Source organism: Rhodothermus profundi (assembly GCF_900142415.1).
Lineage (GTDB): Bacteria > Bacteroidota > Rhodothermia > Rhodothermales > Rhodothermaceae > Rhodothermus > Rhodothermus profundi.
In genome coordinates, this window is sequence record NZ_FRAU01000001.1 from 466,921 (window position 1) to 486,619 (window position 19,699).

The following is a 19,699-nucleotide window of genomic DNA, read 5'->3' on the forward strand; positions in this document are numbered from 1 at the left end:
GCCGGGCTGCCGTGATTTTAAGCCGCAATGGACGGCCCTTATTACAGTCGCTTTCATCCGCACCGAACGCCCGATTTGCGGGCATTTCGGACGGCCTTGTTGCGTCCGCTGGCTACGTGCCTGCTCACCCTGGCTGGCGTGCTGCTGGTACGGGTGCTGCAGACGCAACCGCTTGGGCTGTGGCTGGTACTGGGACTGCCTGCAGCGCTGCTGCTTGCTATGGGCTGGACCGCCTATTGGATGCAGCAGACGCCCGCCGAGCTGCACCTGCACCCCGAGGGCCTCGTGCTACGAAGCGTCTGGGACGTACTGACCGGCCGCCAGCCGCCTCCTCGTCCCCTGCTGGGCGTTCGGCGCGATCACGACCGCACCCACCTGTTCTGTGCCGATGCCCTGTACACGCTGCGTGACCTCGACTGGCCAGAGGCTCCGCAACTGGTGAAGGCGCTCCGCGCCCGCTTTGCTTACACCGGTACCGCCAGTGCTTCGAGCTGCGACGCTACGGCACGCTCTTCATCCGCCCCTGCCTGAAGCCACCGGTCGAGCACGCCAAGTGCCAGACGCGCCTCTGCCTCGTAGCTACAGGCCTGGTAGTACCGAGATCGATAAGGCTCTGGCCAGCCTGTGGGATAAAACAATCGACGGGCCTGTTCCCGCGAAATCCCCAGCAGACGTGCCGCTTCGCGCCCGATAAAGCCGTTGTCGCACTGCACGCTTAACCGCAACAGGGTTGCTTCATCACAATAGCCCCCCAGCAGCAACACATGCCCCGCGATGCAACAGCGGAAGTCTTCGGAAGACGCGCCCGCTGCCAGCACGGCCTGAACATTCCGAGCCCAGGCCCACTGCGCCGCACAGAACCGTTCGGGATGCTGCGCAATATGCTGCCGAACCTGGTGCAACAATCTCCAGTTCATACGTCATCCCAATGGTTGACTGTCATGGACCGGCCTGCTTCCTCTGCGCTCCCAGATTTTATGCCGGACCCGCCGCCGCGTTCGGGTTCGTCCGGCCCTCGTGCAGCTTCTGAGGCAGACGCCTGGTGGGATTACTGCCCGAACTGCGGACAACGGCTGGAGAATCATCGCTGCAAGTACCGGTGTCCCCGATGCCACTATTTTATGTCATGCAGCGATTTCGACTGAGGCAATGATCACGCTGGACCGCACGCAGCCACAGCCTTTGCATCAGCAACTGGTGGCGCAGTTGCGCTATTTGATTGCCCGCGGACATTTTCGCCCGGGCACGCCCCTGCCTTCCACCCGCGAACTGGCTCGCCAACTGGGCATTTCCTTCCATACGGTGCGCAAAGCCTACCAGCAACTTGAGGTGGAGGGAGTTGTGCACCGTCAATCAGGCCGCCGCTATCTGGTACGTCCCGAAAGCGCACCAACGCGAGAAATGCGACTCGAACGGGGCGCTACGCTCCTTCAGGAAACGCTGCGTCGGCTGGTCGGCATCGGCCTGCGCACCGACGACATTGAATATCTATTTCAGGAGCAACTGGCACTGCTGGAAGACCATGCGCCAACGCCCAAGGTGCTCTGCCTGGCCCCTACGCAGGAGCTGGCAGAATGCCTGATTGCAGCGCTGGGGGGTTCATGGTCGGAACTGGTCGAACCCATAACGCCCGAAGCGTTGGTGCACCATGAGGATGCGGATCTGGTACTGGCCCGCCATGCCGATCTGCATCGGTTTCGGCATCGACTGCCGCAGGCCGACTGGCTGGGCTTGCTGGTCTATCCCGAACCTTCCGTGCTGGAACGCGTGGCCAGCTTGCTTCCCCGCGAAACACTGGGGCTGGTAACCCTGCAGCCAGAGACCATTCCTCATCTGCTGACCGAACTGCGCGTAGCCACGGGCTTTGGGGGGCAGGTGCTGGCCGTAGCCATTGAAGAAAGCCGCCATCATTTGCGGCCGCTGCTCGACCAGGCCGACCTGCTCATCTGCACGCCGCAGAGCTACCGGCGCCTGGCAACTCCGGGCGACCGCCCCATAGCCATGCTATCCTTTCGCGTAGGGCCGGAATCCATTGATGCGCTCCAGGCCCATTTTCAGAGTCTCTAAAGCTATTGATCTGAAGCCGGTGTAGGCGTCTCCGACGCGGCTGTTTCTTCGCGCGGCTCCTTTTGCTCCGTTTCTTCTCCCCCCGGATACCTGACCCGGATGTGATAGACGGCCAGTAGCATCTGCAGGAAGGTTTCTTTGATTTTCTGAAGATCGCGGAACGTCAGGTCCGTATCGTCGAGCTGACCGTCTTCAATACGGGCACGAAAGATCTGATCAATCAGGGCTTCCAACCGTTTGTGCGTGGGTTCCTCCAGGGCCCGGCTGGCCGCTTCTACCGAGTCGGCCAACATGAGGATAGCCGTTTCTTTAGAGTTAGGTTTGGGCCCAGGATACCGGAATTCCATGTCTGGCAGGTTGGGATCGCCCGTTTGCTCGACGGCCTTGCGGTAGAAGTACTCAATACGCGTTGTGCCGTGATGCATAGGAATAAAGTCCAGCACCTTTTTGGGCAGGCCGTACTGGCGGCCAATTTCCAGTCCTTCTTTCACATGGCTGGCAATGATCAGCGCGCTCATGCGCGGCTTCAGGTTTTCGTGGGGATTAACACCGGGCCGCTGGTTTTCTACGAAGTATTCGGGTTTGACCATTTTGCCTATGTCATGGTAAAGCGCCCCGACGCGGACCAACAGCGCATGCGCGCCAATGGCTGCGGCGGCCGCCTCTGCCAGGTTAGCCACCTGCAGTGAGTGGTTGAAGGTGCCCGGCGCCCGCAGGCTGAGCTCTTTCAACAGCGGTCGGTTGGTATCCGACAGTTCCAGCAGGGTCAGATCGGTCGTAATGTCAAAAGCACGTTCAAAAACCCACAGGAGAGGATAGGCCATCAGCACCAGGATTGAATTGATGCCTACCAGCAGCAGATCGGAGAGGAAACGTCCACCGGCTGCGGGATGCCAGAGAGCCGAAGCTCCCAGCACCACCAGATAGCCGACAAACACCAGTCCAGCGCTCAGGAAAAACTGGCCGCGGTTTTTAATGTCGCGCACGCTAAAGATGCCAAGCGTGCCAGCAAAAACAGTGGCAAATACAAATTCAAAATCATAACTGAGCAGGTGCCCTCCAATGAAGGCCAGCGTGATGGTGCCGAAAAGCGCCACGCGGGAATCAAAAATGACCGTGAGCAGGATCGAAGCGATGGCCACGGGCACGGCATACATGGCCAACGTAGGAAGCCGCACGGCGATGGCGTACAGGCCTAAGATTGCAGCAAACAGCAGCGCAATCAGCAGCACCTGCGCGTTATTGTCAAAGATAGGTCGTCGCAGGAGATAAAGGTAAAGGAAGAAAAACAGATACGTGGCCAGCGTTACCAGCGTCTGGCCAAGGAGGCGCCGCCAGAACAAGGCTGTTCCGCCGCGTTCCTGTTGGGCCCGCTCAAGCGAGATCAGTTTTTGTTTGATTTCTTCCGTAACGACCTGGCCGCGCCGCACAATGGCTTCGCCAGCTTTTACCAGGCCATAGGTTGGTGAAAGGCGCGCCTGTTGTTGCTGCCAGGCATGCAGCGTCTCAGCGCGCAGGTACACATAGGAAGGCACCAGAATGGCGCGGTAAAAGGCCAGGGCAATACTGGCCAGCTCAGGGCGTCCGTTGAATTGCTGCAGAAAGTATTCGCGCGCAGCGCTATAGGCTTCATCCAGTCCAAAGACCCGATTGACAGAGATTACCCGTTCGGTCCGGTCTGTTTCGTTGCGCACCACAATTTCATCGGTCAGCACACTATCGCGCGGTACGTCCAGCAATCCCACCTGCAGCACCTGCACCCCAAACGCCCAGGCTTCCTCAAGAGCCCGCGCGTAGAGCGGGTCCTGTCCGTTACGCCGAACCACCTGGCCTGCCTCATCCGTATAGGCTAAATAATCCTCTGCCAGCAGACGCCACTGACCTGGCGTGAGTTTGACGCGGGCATTGCGCCGTCCCTCTACATAGCGGATTGAATCTGCCTGCGCGATTTCCTGACGTCCTCGTAGCAGATTGCGTCGATAGCGGGCGTAAGCCTCAAAGATCTGCTCCAGTTGTCGTCGCACCGTATCGCGGTTGGCTTCCATGCGGCGCAACGCATCAGGTACTTCTCGAAAGTACGGGGGCGTCTGCAGGATCACCTGGCGGCGCTCATGCGCCAGTTGCTCTGGATCTTTGTAGAGCGCATAGTCGAAAGGGGCAACCAGATCGTTGTGCTGCCAGACTTCTCCGACGCGCACGGTAAACTGATACACACGCTCTCTCGGAAAGGCAATCAGCGTCAGGACAATCAGGCCCAGCCAGATGGCGGTTTTGATCATCCACTGCCGTCGGCGCTGCCAGCGCGTTTCAAGCTCACGCCCGCGTTCCAGTTGTTGCCCGACGGGTCGTGGTGCGCGCCGCCCCCGTTGGAATCGTTCCCAGATGCTCATGCAGCATATCTGCGTCAGCTTCGACTAACGTCCGTACCTATGCCGCAGGTGCGGCAAGGATCCGAGCAGCACGGTCAACAGCCCGCCCAGCAGCGTGTACCAGGGCCATGCTAGGCTGCGCAGCCCCTCGGCAGCAATGCGCGTTGCGTCGGGCGTAAGGGCAAACACCAGGTGCCCATCCGGGCGGACCCAGACGCCAAAGATCACGAGCACCATTAAACCGATAGCGGTCAGAAAAGCACCTATGGCCCATCGCTGCGAAATGCGCTGCGTGAACTGTCCCAGCAAAAAAACGCCCAGTAATCCCCCGTAGGTAAACGAGGCGATCGACAGCCCTAGCTCGACCACCGGGTTGTCGGTACTTTCAAACAGACTGGCAAAGCCCACAAAAACCAGAGCCCAGCCCAGCGTCAGCAGCCGCGAGATGCGTAGCGAGCGCCGCGCATCTGGCGACCGTCCTCGCCAGCGCTCGTACAGGTCGAACAGGGTCGAGGAAGCCAGGGCATTGAGCGAAGAAGAAAGTGTGCTCATGGCTGCTGCCAGGATACCGGCCAGTAGCAGCCCAGAGATGCCCGGCGGCAATCCTTCGATAATAAAGCGCGGAAATACTTCATCGGCGCGCGAGAGCCCTAACGCTTCTGGCGTGGCCCCACCATAGTGTACCCAGAGCAACAGGCCAACCAGGAGAAACAACGCAAACTGGCCCATAACAATCAGGCCGCTTCCAATCAGGGCCTTCTGACTGTCTCGAAGCGTGCGGCAGGCCAGCAATCGCTGCACCATGAGGTGGTCTGTTCCGTGGGAAGCCATAGAGAAGACCGCGCCGCCCACTACCGCTGTGACAAACACATATGGTTCGGTAAGCCACCGCAACGGGCTGGTTTCGGCCTCAGGCACGAGCAGGCGCGTTTTGCCGGCTGCCGTAGCCATCTGCCACCAGTCGTCTGGCGCTCCCTGCCAGAGCACCCACAGTGCCCCCAGCGCTCCTCCGACATACACCAGAAGCTGCATCACGTCGAGCCAGACCACCGCTCGCAGTCCCCCGATCAGTGTATAAAGCACCGTGGCACCGGCGACCACCAGGATAACTTCCTGGTACGAGACCGAAAGTCCGGCCATATCGGCCATGACCTTCAAGGGAATAGCGGTCGCGAACAGGCGCACGCCATCGGCCAGTAGCCGCGTCACCAGAAACACCAGCGAGGCGGCTGTCTGCATACCCCGCCCGAAGCGCTGTCCGAGGAATCCATAGGCTGTCGTAAGCGATCCCTCAAAGTAGCGAGGCAGCAGCAACAGACTGACTACCGTGCGGCCCAGCACATAGCCAATGGTAAGTTTCCAGAAGCTCAGGTCCCCTCCGTAAGCTACGGCGGGCACGCCTATCACGGTCAGGGTGCTCGTCTCCGTAGCCACGACCGACAGGCACAGCGCCCACCACGGAAGCGTGCGGCTTCCGAGAAAATAATCAACCGCATGGCGCTGGCGTCCACCGGCCCACAACCCCAGGATGACCGCGCCCAGCAGGTACCCTATCAGAACCAGATAGTCGAGGAGAGTCAGCACCGAAAATCAGGAGCGGAATCGCTGCTGCTGGTCTTCTTCGTAGGCTTTGTAGATGGTCACGACGTCTTCCAGCGAACGCTGCAGCGCAGCCAGCCGCGCTGTTTGCACCAGGCTCACCTCATCGCTGAGAGGCTGGCTGTCTTTAAGCAGCGCAATGGCCGCATTGAACACGTGCTGCATCATCAGGCACACATCCTCCGCCCGTACACGCATACGCACTCTACTGCTGGTTGATTACAAACAACGGCAATGTCGGGCAAAACCTGTTCCTTTCCCAGCTATCGGCTTAGCGGCCCATTCTATAAAAAAATCCCCACCTGCGCAATACAGGTGGGGAGCTCCAGGCGAAAAAAGTGCTGGTTCAGAAGCCAAAGGTCAGCATGAACCAGTATTTCTGCACATCCACGCTCCAGCTACGGGCCTGATAAGCGGCATACTTTACCAGTAACGAGAGGTTAGGCGAGACCACATAGCGGGCAACCAGGTCCAACTCGCGGCCATAGGCAAGCTGCCCATCGTCGCTGGCAAAATCGTGATAGATACCGGTTGCCTGCACACGTCCTCGACGCAGACTCAGCGAAACGTAGAGGTCCCGTAATCCCTGCGGCGGCGTGCGCAAAAAGCGATCGGCCCACCCCTGAAAGGCATGCAACGTGGCCAGCGGCGTGCTGAACGCTACGCCGCGGTCACTGGTAAAGAGTTCCAGCGCGCCGGAAGCAGTCACTACCCAGCCATGCTGCCGCACCGAAAGGCCCAGCATAGCGTGCACATACTGCACGGCAAAATCATTCGGATTGTCGCGGTAGTCCATCTGATACGCATACTCTCCGGTGTAGCGCAGCGTCAGCTGGTCGCCTACAGGACGGCTTCCGCTCAGGCGAATCCCATACGTCTGCACGGAACGGCTTGCACTGGCCTGCTCTTCAAAGCTAATCCAGTAGCCATAAACCACCACCCGCGCTGCACGCCAGCCCGTGTACACCAGATGCAGCAGCGGCGCCGCCAGCCGCTGCTGTCGCGACAGCACGTTCTGCACGCGCCATAGATACGCCCCTTCCAGTATCCATGCCGGCAGGAGTCGGCTCGTCAGCGACACCGCATCGTAAGTCTGCTCAAGCTGGCGCCAGCCTACGTTCCCAATAAAGCGATGATTGTCGTAGGTAAGCCGCTGCCGCCCTACCCGCAGGCGCGTCTTCGGAACCAGCAGGACATCCAGCCAGAGCTGGTTCAGTTCGGCCTTTTCTGGATCGGCCACCGTGGCATACCGTACCTTTCCGTTACGCAGACTGTTGTACCGATCGGCCCCCACTGCCTGCAACCCTTCAACCTCTACATACATCCGCAGTCCCTTCAGCGCAGGAGTCCCATATCCCATGCGCAAGCGCAATGTTGACGCGTGGGCCGTCTCCTTACCTGTCTCATCTACCAGCTCATATCGATAGCGCGCGTTCAGCAACAGGTGTCCCCAGGCTCCCTGGGCTCGAAGGGTATCGGCTGGCGCATTCGCCAGCGCAGCGCCTCCCCATCCCCCACTTACCCCCAGCAGCAGTATCATGAGATGTTGCATCGCCTTCATGCTTCTTAACCGAATGGCCTATTAGTACTCTTTTGTCTTAAAAAAGCAGTACGATTGCCTCCATGCAACCGATCCGCGTCAAGAATCGACCAAAGTTCTGTCAGAAATGTGCCAAGAGATCTACCGCGGTTAGGGACTCCGCTACGGTATTCCGCGCATACCCCGGGCTTACCGGTGAACCACACGCAGGCCGATAGCCATAAACGTACCTTCTACAAAGGCGGCCGATTCCAGAAAAACGCCCAATCCCCATTGCTGGACTACCGGAAAGAGACCGGCTTCCAGAAATACATGGCCCGCAGTTTCCCATCGTTGCCGCGTGCTCTCGCGAGGTAACCAGTAAACACAGTCATCTTCCGCAGCATAGTAAGGACTGAGACACCGCGTCTCCTCATAGATCACTTTTCGCCGGATGTATCGCAGCGATGGCCCTACGCCCAGTGCCAGCTCACCTCGTCTGTACCGGAGCAGTCGAATCCGCAGCGCCAGGTTGAACTGCAATTGCCAGAGGCGGCCACGATACGGTGGAAAAGCTATATCCGACAACCAATCATAAACCACTGCCCTGCCTGGCGACCGCCAGCGCAGCGTAAAACCTCCCACAGAGCTTTCCACTGCAACGGGCCAAGGCGTTTCCAGCCCGATGCCCAGTCCGGCGGTCGGGCGCCAGAGGCCCTCCGGCCCCGCCTCCAACAGCTGGCCTACGCCCAGTCGTCCAAAGAAATAGAGCGGTTGTGCATTAACCGAAGGCGCGCCGAGCAGCAACAGGAGCAGTACGGGCAACCCCCTCCGCATGACGCCGTGCTTTTATGCCCCACAGGTTCTTGCTGCTCCAGAAGATATGCCGGAACCCCCGAAAAATCTATCCCTTATTTCATCCCCAACAACCGGAGCAGCTCCTCTTCGTCGAGCATCGGAATGCCCAGTTGGCGGGCGCGATCATACTTGCTGCCGGGATTCTCCCCGACCACCACATAATCGGTGTGGCGGCTAACGCTACTGGCCACGCGTCCTCCGGCTTTTTTAATCAGTTCCTCAGCTTCTTTGCGCGTAAGCGTAGGCAGCGCGCCGGTAAGCACAAACGTTTTGCCCCGCACAGGGCTTTCCGCTGCTGGCGCTTCTTCGGGCAGCCGCTGCGTGTTGACGCCCAGGGCTTTGAGTTCTTCGACCAACTGGCGGTTATCTTCCACACGGAACCAGTCTACAATGCTTTCTGCAGTGATGGGTCCTATGCCTTCGATGGCCGCCAGCCGGTCCACCGTTGCTGCGGCCAGCTCATCGATTGAAGCGAAGTGCTGCACCAGCAGTTCGGCCGTCGTCTTCCCCACATGCCGGATGCCCAGGCCGAAGAGCAAACGGCTCAGCGCACGTCGCTTTGAAGCCTCGATCGCGTGAAGCAAGTTGCGCGCTCTAGTTTCGGCGAACCCTTCCAGTTGGAGCAGGTCCTCCAGCTGCAGCCGGTACAGGTCTGATAGCCGCCGCACCAGTCCGGACTCAGCCAGCTGCCGGGCTACCCGGCTCCCCATCCCTTCGATATCCATGGCATCGCGGCTGGCGAAGTGCTCCAGCAGACGCACAAACTGGGCGGGGCAGTCAGAAGCCACGCAGTAATAGTCCGCTTCGCCAGGCAACCGCACCAGGGGACTGCCGCATGAAGGGCATCGCTCGGGCATGCGCCAGGGACGTTCCCGTCCGGTGCGCGCTTCCACTACGGGACGCACTACCTGCGGGATCACATCGCCCGCCCGGATCACCACGACCAGATCGCCGATGCGGATATCGCGCGTGCGCACGTAGTCTTCGTTGTGCAGCGTAGCCTGCGAGACGGTCACCCCACCGATCTCAACAGGCTCCAGGACGGCCTCAGGCTTAACGACACCCGTGCGTCCCACGTTGACGATAATGTCCAGCAGGCGCGTGATGGCTTCCCGTGCCGGGAATTTGTACGCAATAGCCCAGCGCGGCGCGTTAGAAATAGTGCCTAACAGGGTCTGGTAGAAACGGCTGTCGATCTTTAAGACAACTCCGTCGATTTCATAGTCCAGGTCGTCGCGGTGTTCGGTCCAGTAACGGCAGTAGGCCAGGACCTCCTCCAGTGCTGCGAAGCGGCGGGCATGCTCGTTGACAGGAAAGCCCAGTTGCCGAAGCCACTGGAGCACTTCATACTGGCTGTCGGGTACGTCAGCGCCCTCGGCAGGCCCCACCCCGTAGGCAAAAAAGCTCAGGGGCCTTGCAGCCGTGACCTGAGGATTAAGCTGACGCACGCTGCCGGCGGCTGCGTTGCGCGGGTTGGCAAACGGGCGTTCGCCGCGCGCCTGCAACTGTTCATTAAGTCGCTCAAAATCCTGCTTGCGCATGTACACCTCCCCCCGCACTTCCAGACGCACGGGAGCCGGACCAGCGGCTGGATCAACCGGAATGCGCAGCGGAATGGCCGGGATGGTTCGCACGTTCTGGGTGACATTTTCCCCTTCGATTCCATCGCCGCGTGTGGCCCCCACAGTAAGCACCCCGTTTTCATAGGTCAGGGCCATGGCCACCCCGTCAATTTTTAGCTCGGCCGTAAGCGCTGGTTGGACCTGCTGGCCGAGCTGCTCGGCCAGCATCCGGCAGCAGCGTTCATACCAGGCCCGGACGTCTGCTTCGCCAAATGCGTTGCTCAGCGAAAGCAGCGGTTCAGGATGGCGTACTTTTTCGAAGCGTTCCAGCGGTGGCCCTCCCACGCGCTGCGTGGGAGAGTCGGGCGTAATCAGGTCAGGGAAGCGCGTTTCCAGCGTCCGGAGCGCCTGCAGCAGCAGATCGTAGTCTGCATCTGGAATGAGCGGCCGATCCAGCACGTAGTAGCGATAGGCGTGTTGATTGAGCACGTTGCGGAGCTGGCCAGCCAGCGCTTCTGCCGCGTTTCGGTCCAGCGCTTCGAGATTGGTTTGCCGCACCGTCTGCAGCAGCGCGCGCGTGGTTTCCAGGAGTCGGGCTTCTGCGGTGGGCTGAGCGGTACGCGTCTCCATAAGTCAGTCATGCGTTTGCGGGCTAGCGGGGGGATCGCGCCAGTGAATCCAGGTATGCCTGAAGTTGTGCGCGGGTAATCACGATACGTCCCTGCGCATCTCGTTGATCGGTAGGATACGGATAGCCATTCAGCAGCAGTTGAATATCATCCAGTTGGTTTTCAAGGATGATCCGTTCGGTAAACCGGAAGCGCATCGAATCGCCTTGTTCGATCCAGTAGGGGCGGCGCAGGTCGCGGTCTACGCGAATGCGAATGGGATCTACTTTGTCAAAAGCAGCGATGACGGTTGCGGTGATGGTATCCCCCAGCACCGGTGCCTGCGCGGAGGCCCCTTCGGCTGAAATGACTGTATCGGGGGCAGAGGCTACTGCCGTATCGATGGGCAGGTGTTCAGGAGGTGGCGTGGGCATTGGTCGCAGCAGGTACCAGAGTCCCAGGCCGATTCCTATCGCTACAGCGACGCCGCCTGCCCACACTTTCCAGGAAGCAGGCCGCTCCATTCGCTCCAGGCCTCCGGGTGCGGCTACCAGGGGCAGCGGCGCCTGGGGCTGCCTGGCTGTTGCGCGATCGGTAGCCGCTTCGGATGGTGGCTCGGCGGCAACGGCACCGGCCTCTGGCTCTGGTTCCGGGAGCGGATCTTCCCCTAGAAATTGCACCGCTAGTTGATTACGATACCGTCCTTCAAAGGCCAGCTCCAGGGCTTCAAGCACCGGACTGGCCTCTATGCCGATGGCGTTCGCGTAGGTTCGGACAAAAGAGCGCAGATAGACGGGATTATACCGTTCGTGATCATAGAGCGCGGTGCGTTCGAAGTGCTGCAGTAACTCCAGCGCGATCTTGGTCTCCTGATGAATGTCCTCCAGTGAGCGCTTCCGCTTTTTACGGATGCGCTGCAGGTCATGCGCCAGGCGGCGCATGCTTTCTGACACAGCCTGTTCACCCATGGTGAGGCGCTTTTAACAAACTACATGTGGATTAATCCATCATTGGACCTTGTCGATTATGCTGGGTTTCGTTATGCAGTGGGTACGGCTGCGCGAGGCGGCACCGGATGTCCTCGTCCGTTTTCCAGCGCGGCCTGATAGCGGTAGCGTCCCAGCATTCGGTACAGGTACTGCTGGGCATAGTCGTAGCCGCGTAGCGCCACCGTCATGGTATAGTTGAGCACTCGGGTGGTCCAGAGCTTAAAGAGTAATTCTTCCCAATCCGGATCGCCCAGTTGAAAATGTTCGAGCAATATGTGATAGGTAGCCGCCCAGGCCATCTCGTCCATGAAATTGAAAACGGGGCGACGCTGGCAGGTGCGCAGGCCTTCCCGCACGGACGTCGTGAAATAGTCCAGCAGTTCCACCTGCCGCGGAGTCCAGTGCTGCATGAGACGGTGCAGCGTCGCCTCTATGTCGTAGCCAACGCGCTCAGCAATCTGGACAGGCACGCGATGCGGATGCTCCAGGCGGTGAATGGCCGGCTGGCCCACCACTTCATGCTGCAGATATTGGATGGCTGCAAAACACTCCACCAGCATGGTGCGCAGGTCATCCAGCCCGCCGTAGAGTCGATGCGCTTTTCCTTCAGGAATGTAGCATTCGTAAATCGAGACGCCTTGCTGCACCGTAACAAAGGTATAGAGCGTATCAATTCCCCAGTCGCTCTGCCGCCGCACCCGCTCATCCTGGTAGAGCATAGCGGCCACTTCACGCCGCATAAGCAGCTCACCGCCCAGTGGTTGTTCAATCCATGATAGTTCGGTGTGTGGCCAGAGCAGGGCGAACCCCGTGCGCGTGATCATCCAGGTGATCATGGCATCGGTCGAGGCCCGGGGAAAGTAATGCCGCACCAGTCCATACCCGAAGTCGGCCGCCTCCTCTGCCTTGGTGATCCAGTCAGGGCCAAAGCTTGTGATATCCGCATCGTAGAAGTGCAGGCGCTCCCACTGGGTTTCTTCCAGAAAGTACCGGAGAGCTGTGTTCATGCCATCGCCTTTGCCTGGCCGCATGGTACCCAGCCGCTCCTGCAGTCGAAGCGTTACGGGCGTACCGGTTGCCCGCGTAATTTCGGGAGCTGCCTGTTCAACTGCCTCGTAGGTCTGCTCGCGCTCGTATCCGATGCAGAGCACTTCGCGCACGCGTGGGTGTCCGGCTGCCACCCGTACGTTGTGCAGCAGCACTTCAGGATGCTCATGCTTGAATGGAAAGACCACCAGACTCATCTTCAGCTCGTTGGTTTGCCCTGCCCTCTTAACTTCTGCTGGGAAAGATACGGGCCACTTTCCCAGAAAAACACCCCAATTTCTGTCCATTTTGTGCAACTTGCCCGGCTTTACGCCGGCGCTTGATGGTCAGGCAACGTGGACCAACCATTGTCCGCCGTTGTTTTGTTGCAGGTTACTGATAGGTATCGGCCGGTTTGCTGCATTTCCAACACCTGCGAGTCCGCTGCTCTTCCAGGGCTTCCGCTGTTCAGATTCCTCAGGAGGTTCCAGCGAGTTACCTGCGTCTGATCCCTGCGCTAACTGCTCAGTTCTGTTGATTTTGGAAACGTTTCCATTTTTAGGAAGCCCTTGCCTTTCCCTACCTTCCCCCGGAGATTTGTTGCGGTTTGTGCATCAGACACGCTGTTAGCAAACAGCCATGCTGGTTGAGATTTTTCCAGACTATGAGTCGTTAAGCGACCGAGCGTATGAGATTGTGGCAACCCTGATCCGTCGGAAGCCCAACTGTGTATTGGGATTTGCTACGGGCAGCACGCCCCTGGGCCTGTACCGACGCCTGGTTGCCGGCTATCGCAATGGTGAGCTTGACTTTTCCAAGGTTATCACCTTTAATCTGGACGAGTACGTGGGTTTGCCGCCCCGACACCCTCAGAGCTACCATCACTTCATGTGGGAAAATCTTTTCAAACATGTAAATATCAACCCTTCGAACGTCCATATTCCCAATGGAATGGTCGACGATATTGAAGCCCACTGTCAGTGGTACGAAGAACAGATCCGCCGGGTAGGCGGAATTGATCTGCAAATCCTGGGTATCGGTCCGAACGGTCACCTGGCTTTTAACGAACCGGGTTCCTCGCTGGGCTCGCGCACACGCATCAAGACCCTGTCGCGGGCTACCCGGCGAGCCAATGCCCGTTTCTTTGAGCGTGAAGAGGCCGTGCCCCGCTATGCCATTACGATGGGGATCGGGACTATTATGGAAGCGCGACGCCTGTTGTTGCTGGCCAGCGGCAAGGCGAAAGCGCGCGCCGTGCGCGCCATGCTGGAGGGCCCCATTTCGGCCATGGTGCCCGCTACCATTGTACAACTGCATCGCTATGCGCACGTGCTGCTCGACCAGGAAGCTGCCTCAGAACTGGAGTACAATCACCATGACGGCATTTCCGAACCCTTCGACATCCACTGAGCCTGCGCGGCCGCGTAGCTATTCGCTGGTCGGGCTCATCCTGTTTACGTTCTTTGTGATTTCGTTTCTGACCAACATCCTGGGGCCGCTCATTCCGGAAATCATTGACGACTTTGGCCTCAGCCTGACGCTGGCAGCCTTGCTTCCGTTTGCTTTTTTCATGGCCTACGGGGTGTTTTCTATTCCGGCCGGCTTTCTCATTGAGCGCGTAGGCGAAAAGCCCATTCTGATCGGTGCTTTTGGCGTCGCCTATGTGGGGGCGCAACTGCTGGCATTGTTTCCACACTATCTAGTCGCTGTCGGATCGCTGTTCCTGATTGGCTCGGGAATGGCCTTTTTGCAGGTAGCCGTCAATCCGCTGCTGCGCGTAGCCGGCGGCGAGGAGCACTTTGCGTTTAACGCAACGCTGGGCCAGCTCTGCTTTGGGTTGGCGTCGTTCTTGAGCCCCCTTGTTTATGCCTATCTGGTATGGAATCTGAGCCAGCCGGAGCCGCCTGAATCGTTCTGGCTGGCTTTGCTGGACCGGGTAGTTCCGCCTGAGCTTCCCTGGATTTCGTTGTACTGGATGCTGGCAGCTATTTCGCTGCTCATGATGGGTATTATGGCCCTTGTCCGGCTGCCCCGCGTCGAGCGCACCGTCGAAGAGCGGGCCGGCAGGCTGGCCATCTACCGTCAGCTCCTGCGCCAGCCACTGGTCTGGCTATTTTTTCTGGGCATTTTTGCCTATGTAGGCTCTGAGCAGGGCGTGGCCAACTGGACCTCAGAGTTTCTGGCGCGCTATCACGGTTACGATCCCCAGACCGTAGGCGCTCGGGCTGTTTCCTCATTCTGGGGATTGATGACAGCAGGTACATTGCTGGGACTGGTGCTGCTGAAGCTCCTGGATAGTCGGGTGGTGCTTCGGCTGTTCACGCTGGCTGCACTGGGTTGCCTGACGGCCGGCCTGCTGGGTCCGGGCCCTGTTGCTCGCTGGGCCTTTCCTCTGATTGGTCTGTTTGCTTCGGTGATGTGGCCGGTCGTGTTTTCGCTGGCGCTGAATTCTGTGCCGGCCCATCACGGAGCGTTCTCCGGTATTCTAGTAACCGGCATTGCAGGCGGTGCTGTGGTGCCGCTTATCATTGGAGTCCTCGGCGATCTACTGGGACTGCGAGGGGGGCTATGTTTTCTATACCTGACGTTCGGCTATATTTTAAGCGTGAGTTTCTGGGCGCGTCCTCTGATCTCCAATAAGACAATCTGGCAACAAAAATCCTCCCCCTCCCCAACGGAGCGTATCTCGGCATCCGACGGATAAGATAATCCCTGTGTTTCAGAGGACGGAGCGGAATCGCCGCGTAGCGCTTCGTCAGATTCGCTCCTGGCGTCGTCTCAGCCTCCTTCGTCCCCCCGGCAATTGTTTTTTTCGCCCTATCGCTTGCCCTGGAGAAATTCTTCGACGGTCCGCACCAGCTCCTCACTTCCAATGAACAGCGGTGTGCGCTGGTGCAGCTTTTCCGGTACAATATCCAGGATGCGTCGGTGGCCGTCCGAAGCCCGTCCGCCGGCTTGCTCCACAATAAAAGCCATGGGGTTGGCCTCGTACATCAGTCGCAGTTTGCCCTCCGGATTCTTGCGGGTGGCCGGGTACATATAAATGCCCCCTTTGAGCAAGTTGCGGTGAAAATCAGAGACAAACGAACCGATGTAGCGCGTGGTGAAGGGGCGTCCGGTAGCCTTATCCTCTTCCTGCGCCCACCGGAGGAACCGTTTGAGTCCTTCTTCAAAGGAGTTGAAGTTACCCTCGTTGATTGAGTAGATCTTCCCTTTTTTGGGAATCTGAATGTTGGGATGCGAAAGAATGAATTCACCGATTGAGGGATCCAGGGTAAAGCCGTTGACTCCGTTGCCGGTAGTATAGACCAGCATTGTGGAAGAGCCATAGACGATATAGCCGGCCGCCACCTGCTGGCTTCCGGGTTGCAGGGCTGCTTCCAGGGTGGGCGTGTCGTATTCGTCGGGCAGTCGATAGATGCTGAAGATGGTCCCGACCGATACGTTCACGTCCACGTTAGAGGAGCCGTCGAGCGGATCGAGGAGCACAATGTAGCGGCCATCCCCTTCGCCATTGGCGCTGAGCGGGATTGCCTCCGCATGTTCTTCTGAGCCGATCAGGCAGCATTCTCCTCCGCGCTTTAATGCGCGCACGAATTCTTCGTGCGCCATGGCATCCAGCTTCTGCTGCACTTCCCCGTGGATGTTAACGCGACCCGTTGTCCCGAAAATATCCACCAGGCCAGCCCGTCGAATATCCCGGTTGACGATTTTAGCGGCCACGCTGATGTCCCGAAGCAACCGCGAAAAGGCGCCGGTTGAATGCGGGAAGCGACTCTGCTGATCGATAATGAACTGCTCCAGCGTGATGAACTCGTCAACGACTTTGCGTCCCTTGGCATACAGTGTTTCCATGGCGAACAGCGTTTTTTGCTTTATTCAGAAGCGCTTCCAGCCCTGAAATACAAGGTAATAGCAACGATACGCTCTGGCAAGAACTTTCTCTTTTTTAGGGAAAGATACAAAAATGCGGCGCGGAATCTTTTTCTTTACACCGAATTCAGCGCATGACGCCTGCCATACGTGCGACCACCGTTGCCAGTATCTCAACAGCCTGATCAATTTCGGCTTCGGTTGTTTTCCACCCCATCGAAAAGCGTACCGCAGCCCTGGCCGTCTCGGGTGATAGCCCGATGGCCTGGAGCACGTGGCTGGGCTCTACCGCACCGCTGGTGCAGGCCGAGCCGGACGAAACGCACACGCCTTCCAGGTCGAGATTGAGCAGTAGCATTTCCCCATCGACCGGTTCGCCGTGCTGCGGAGGAAACGCGATATTGACAATGTGCGGTGCCGCCTGCGCGGGATCGCGCGGCGTGTTGAGCACGAACGCACCACCCAGGGCTTCTTCCAGCCGCTGGATTAACCGGTTCCGGAGTTGCTGCAGGTGGGTCAGTCTGGCTTCCTGCTCTTCAACAGCCAGTTCCAATGCCCGCGCCATGCCCACGATAGCCGCTACGTTTTCGGTGCCGGCCCGGCGTCCCTGCTCTTGTTTGCCCCCTTGCAGGAGGGGACGTAGCTCAATACCGCGTCGCACGTACAGAAAGCCTATGCCTTTGGGACCGTAAAACTTATGGGCGGAGGCCGAAAGCAGATCTACGGCCAGCTCGTCTACCCGCACAGGCAGCAATCCCACGGCCTGCACCGCATCGCAGTGCAACGGCACGCCCTTTTGATGGCACACCTCAGCAATGGCCCGTACCGGAGAATAAGTGCCCAGCTCATTGTTGGTGTGCATGATCGATACCAGTCCGGTCTCCCCGGTGATGGCGGCAGCCACCTGCTCGGCCGTGACAGCTCCTTCCGGTCCAGGAGACAGATAGGTCACCGTTACGCCTTCCGCTTCGAGCGTTTCGGCGGTGCGGAGAATGGCCTCATGTTCAGCCTGTGAGGTGATCAGGTGGCGCTTCGCGCCATGCAACACGCCGCGAAGCGCCAGATTGTCGGCCTCGGTCCCTCCGCTGGTAAACACAATTTCGGCGGGTTCGGCACCGATCAGCGCCGCAATCCGTTCGCGGCTTTCCTCAATTGCTACCCGTGCCCGGCGGCCAAGCTGGTGCACCGACGACGGATTGCCGTAGTGTTCTTCGAGGTACGGCCGCATGGCCTCCAGCACGCGCGGATCCAGCGGCGTTGTGGCGGCATAGTCCAGGTAAATGACCGAAGGCTTCCCACCCATATGCTTTTTCCCGTAACCTGCACGGCTTTCAAGGAACGCGATCGCTGGCGCGCGGATTCCACGGATTATATTTTGCAGGGCATTGCAGACAAACTGTACCGTGATGGATAAACTAGTCATTGAAGGTGGACGTCCTCTCCGGGGCACGTTGCCCGTCAGTGGTTCGAAAAACACGGCGCTTATGCTGATGGCCGGTGCCGTGTTGGCCGACGGAGTCACCCTGCTGGAAAACATTCCACATCTGCGTGACATCACAACATTCTCGCACGTGTTGCGCATTGCCGGCGCCTCGGTGCGCTTCGATCCGGCCGCGCATGTGCTGCGCATCGACGCCACTCGCATTGACTTTCCGGAGGCGCCGTACGAGCTGGTCAAGCAGATGCGCGCTTCGTTTTACATGCTGGGCGCCTTGCTGGGTCGTTGCGGGCAGGCGCGCGTATCGCTGCCGGGGGGGTGCGCCTGGGGGCCGCGTCCGGTCAACCTGCATCTGGAGGGACTACGGGCCTTCGGAGCAGAAATCGAACTGGACCGCGGCTATGTTGTCGCCCGGGCCCCAGGGGGCCGGTTGCGCGGTGGTCGCTTTCGGCTGGATCCACCCAGCGTGGGTGCTACGGTTAACCTCCTTCTGGGTGCGGTAACCGCCCGCGGGAGCTCTTGCATTGAAAATGCAGCGCTGGAACCCGACGTGGTTGTCTTTGGCCAGGCCTTGCAGCGGATGGGCGCTCGGATCGAAGGGTTGGGGACGCGCACCATTGAGGTTGAAGGCGTGGAAGCATTGCGTCCCATCACCTTTCGCAACAGTCCCGACCGTATTGAGCTGGGGACCTTTATGATTGCAGCCGCCATTGCGGGCATGCCTGGCGATACGATCTATCTGACCAACGCAGAACCGGCGCACCTGGGTGAAGCGTTTCTGGAAGCGTTTCAGCAGACTGGTGCAGCGTTTACGTTCGATCGTCATACCGTAGCCGTTACTGTTCCGGAACGGCTGCGTGCCGTCTCCATCGAGACGGCGCCCTATCCGGGTTTTCCGACCGATTTGCAGGCGCAATGGACCGTTCTGCTAGCCTGTGCGGAAGGAGCGGCTTTCGTGCGCGACCTGGTCTATCCTGACCGTTTCAAGCACGTCCCAGAACTCATGCGCATGGGATTACAGGTGCGCATTGATGGCAATACGGTCTATCTGGAAGGGCCTCAGCGGCTGCAGGGCGCGCACGTGATGAGCACCGACCTGCGTGGCAGCGTATCGCTGGTACTGGCCGGTCTGGTAGCTGAGGGCGAAACGCATGTGCTGCGCGTCTATCATCTCGACCGTGGTTATGAGAATCTTGAAGGCAAGCTGGCTGCTGCCGGCATAGCCATTCGCCGCGAAAGCTATGACGAGTTTGCCACACCCACTCCGGAATCCGCTGAAGAGAATTAATTAATAGTTAAGTTACTACTTAATGGATGTTTATCCCCAAAATGATGTCGTCGTTCTACGGGCAGAGTAGCTTATTCACTTGAAGCGTTGTGCGTTTGCCTTTCAGGGTGCTACGCACAAGACATTGTTTTACAGGCAATTACAAAACGTCGTCATTCTCCCAGCGTCTGAGGATTAACCGAAGGTCGACGACACCGGGAGCTTGACATTCCCCTTCCAATCCTTTATAATACGCCCAGACAGGCGGTTTTCCACTTCATAGTACCGGGATTTTAATCGCACCTATTTGGTATTGAAAGCATTGTGCTGGGCGAGCTGCGCACGCGCCTCGCCACATTTTAATCGCACCTATTTGGTATTGAAAGGAACGAGAAACATACATCATAAAAAAAGAACATACGTATTTTAATCGCACCTATTTGGTATTGAAAGACGTGCGCGTGCCGTGAGAATAAGCTCCTTCATAATATTTTAATCGCACCTATTTGGTATTGAAAGTCTTT

The 19,699-nt window shown here is 58.7% G+C and carries 16 protein-coding genes; 5 read left to right on the forward strand and 11 right to left on the reverse strand.

Going from position 1 to position 19,699, the window contains the following annotated elements; all coding sequences use genetic code 11:
• Positions 1-27 precede the first annotated feature (27 nt).
• Positions 28-531: a hypothetical protein gene (locus tag BUA15_RS02055; RefSeq protein ID WP_245771883.1), complete on the forward strand. Its 504-nt coding sequence runs from the start codon at positions 28-30 to the stop codon at positions 529-531.
• Here BUA15_RS02055 and BUA15_RS13570 read toward each other — a convergent pair.
• Complete coding sequence (locus BUA15_RS13570; RefSeq protein WP_143149545.1) at positions 465-917, reverse strand: hypothetical protein; 453 nt, start codon at positions 915-917, stop codon at positions 465-467. The two genes, BUA15_RS02055 and BUA15_RS13570, sit on opposite strands and share 67 nt — an antisense overlap.
• A 232-nt stretch (positions 918-1,149) precedes the next feature.
• On the opposite strand from BUA15_RS13570, the gene BUA15_RS02060 reads away from it, so the two are divergent.
• A complete protein-coding gene (locus tag BUA15_RS02060; RefSeq protein ID WP_072714289.1) occupies positions 1,150-2,067 on the forward strand; it encodes a GntR family transcriptional regulator in 918 nt (305 codons plus the stop codon).
• A gap of 2 nt (positions 2,068-2,069) precedes the next feature.
• Here BUA15_RS02060 and BUA15_RS02065 read toward each other — a convergent pair whose 3' ends face one another.
• The 8 genes from BUA15_RS02065 to BUA15_RS02100 form a co-directional block, all read right to left on the reverse strand.
• Positions 2,070-4,457 carry an HD family phosphohydrolase gene (locus tag BUA15_RS02065; RefSeq protein ID WP_072714290.1) on the reverse strand — a complete coding sequence of 796 codons (2,388 nt, stop codon included), beginning with the start codon at positions 4,455-4,457 and terminating at the stop codon, positions 2,070-2,072.
• A gap of 24 nt (positions 4,458-4,481) precedes the next feature.
• Positions 4,482-6,020 carry a sodium:solute symporter gene (locus tag BUA15_RS02070; RefSeq protein ID WP_072714291.1) on the reverse strand — a complete coding sequence of 513 codons (1,539 nt, stop codon included), beginning with the start codon at positions 6,018-6,020 and terminating at the stop codon, positions 4,482-4,484.
• A gap of 6 nt (positions 6,021-6,026) precedes the next feature.
• Positions 6,027-6,233, reverse strand: a complete 207-nt coding sequence (locus BUA15_RS02075) for a hypothetical protein (RefSeq protein WP_245771884.1) — start codon at positions 6,231-6,233, stop codon at positions 6,027-6,029.
• Positions 6,234-6,381: 148 nt separating this feature from the next.
• A complete protein-coding gene (locus BUA15_RS02080) occupies positions 6,382-7,596 on the reverse strand; it encodes an alginate export family protein (protein WP_084660496.1) in 1,215 nt (404 codons plus the stop codon).
• A gap of 168 nt (positions 7,597-7,764) precedes the next feature.
• A complete protein-coding gene (locus BUA15_RS02085; protein ID WP_072714294.1) occupies positions 7,765-8,391 on the reverse strand; it encodes a hypothetical protein in 627 nt (208 codons plus the stop codon).
• 74 nt (positions 8,392-8,465) lie between these two features.
• Positions 8,466-10,604, reverse strand: coding sequence for an NAD-dependent DNA ligase LigA (ligA, locus tag BUA15_RS02090; RefSeq protein ID WP_072714295.1), 2,139 nt, complete (start codon positions 10,602-10,604; stop codon positions 8,466-8,468).
• A 22-nt stretch (positions 10,605-10,626) separates the two neighbouring features.
• Positions 10,627-11,550, reverse strand: a complete 924-nt coding sequence (locus tag BUA15_RS02095; protein WP_072714296.1) for a helix-turn-helix domain-containing protein — start codon at positions 11,548-11,550, stop codon at positions 10,627-10,629.
• A 71-nt stretch (positions 11,551-11,621) separates the two neighbouring features.
• Positions 11,622-12,815, reverse strand: a complete 1,194-nt coding sequence (locus BUA15_RS02100) for a mannosylglycerate synthase domain-containing protein (protein WP_072714297.1) — start codon at positions 12,813-12,815, stop codon at positions 11,622-11,624.
• A 421-nt stretch (positions 12,816-13,236) separates the two neighbouring features.
• On the opposite strand from BUA15_RS02100, the gene nagB reads away from it, so the two are divergent.
• Positions 13,237-14,007: a glucosamine-6-phosphate deaminase gene (gene nagB, locus BUA15_RS02105; protein WP_072714298.1), complete on the forward strand. Its 771-nt coding sequence runs from the start codon at positions 13,237-13,239 to the stop codon at positions 14,005-14,007.
• On the forward strand, positions 13,973-15,301 hold the full coding sequence (locus BUA15_RS02110; protein ID WP_072714299.1) for an MFS transporter: 1,329 nt from the start codon (positions 13,973-13,975) through the stop codon (positions 15,299-15,301). Before nagB ends, BUA15_RS02110 begins: the two co-directional genes overlap by 35 nt.
• Before the next feature lie 113 nt (positions 15,302-15,414).
• On the opposite strand, the gene fbp is transcribed toward BUA15_RS02110, so the two are convergent.
• Positions 15,415-16,452 carry a class 1 fructose-bisphosphatase gene (gene fbp / locus BUA15_RS02115; RefSeq protein WP_072714300.1) on the reverse strand — a complete coding sequence of 346 codons (1,038 nt, stop codon included), beginning with the start codon at positions 16,450-16,452 and terminating at the stop codon, positions 15,415-15,417.
• A gap of 145 nt (positions 16,453-16,597) precedes the next feature.
• Positions 16,598-17,773, reverse strand: a complete 1,176-nt coding sequence (locus tag BUA15_RS02120; protein WP_072714301.1) for a cysteine desulfurase family protein — start codon at positions 17,771-17,773, stop codon at positions 16,598-16,600.
• Positions 17,774-17,876: 103 nt separating this feature from the next.
• Between BUA15_RS02120 and murA the strand changes: the two genes are divergently transcribed.
• Complete coding sequence (murA, locus tag BUA15_RS02125; RefSeq protein ID WP_072714302.1) at positions 17,877-19,196, forward strand: UDP-N-acetylglucosamine 1-carboxyvinyltransferase; 1,320 nt, start codon at positions 17,877-17,879, stop codon at positions 19,194-19,196.
• Positions 19,197-19,699 lie beyond the last annotated feature (503 nt).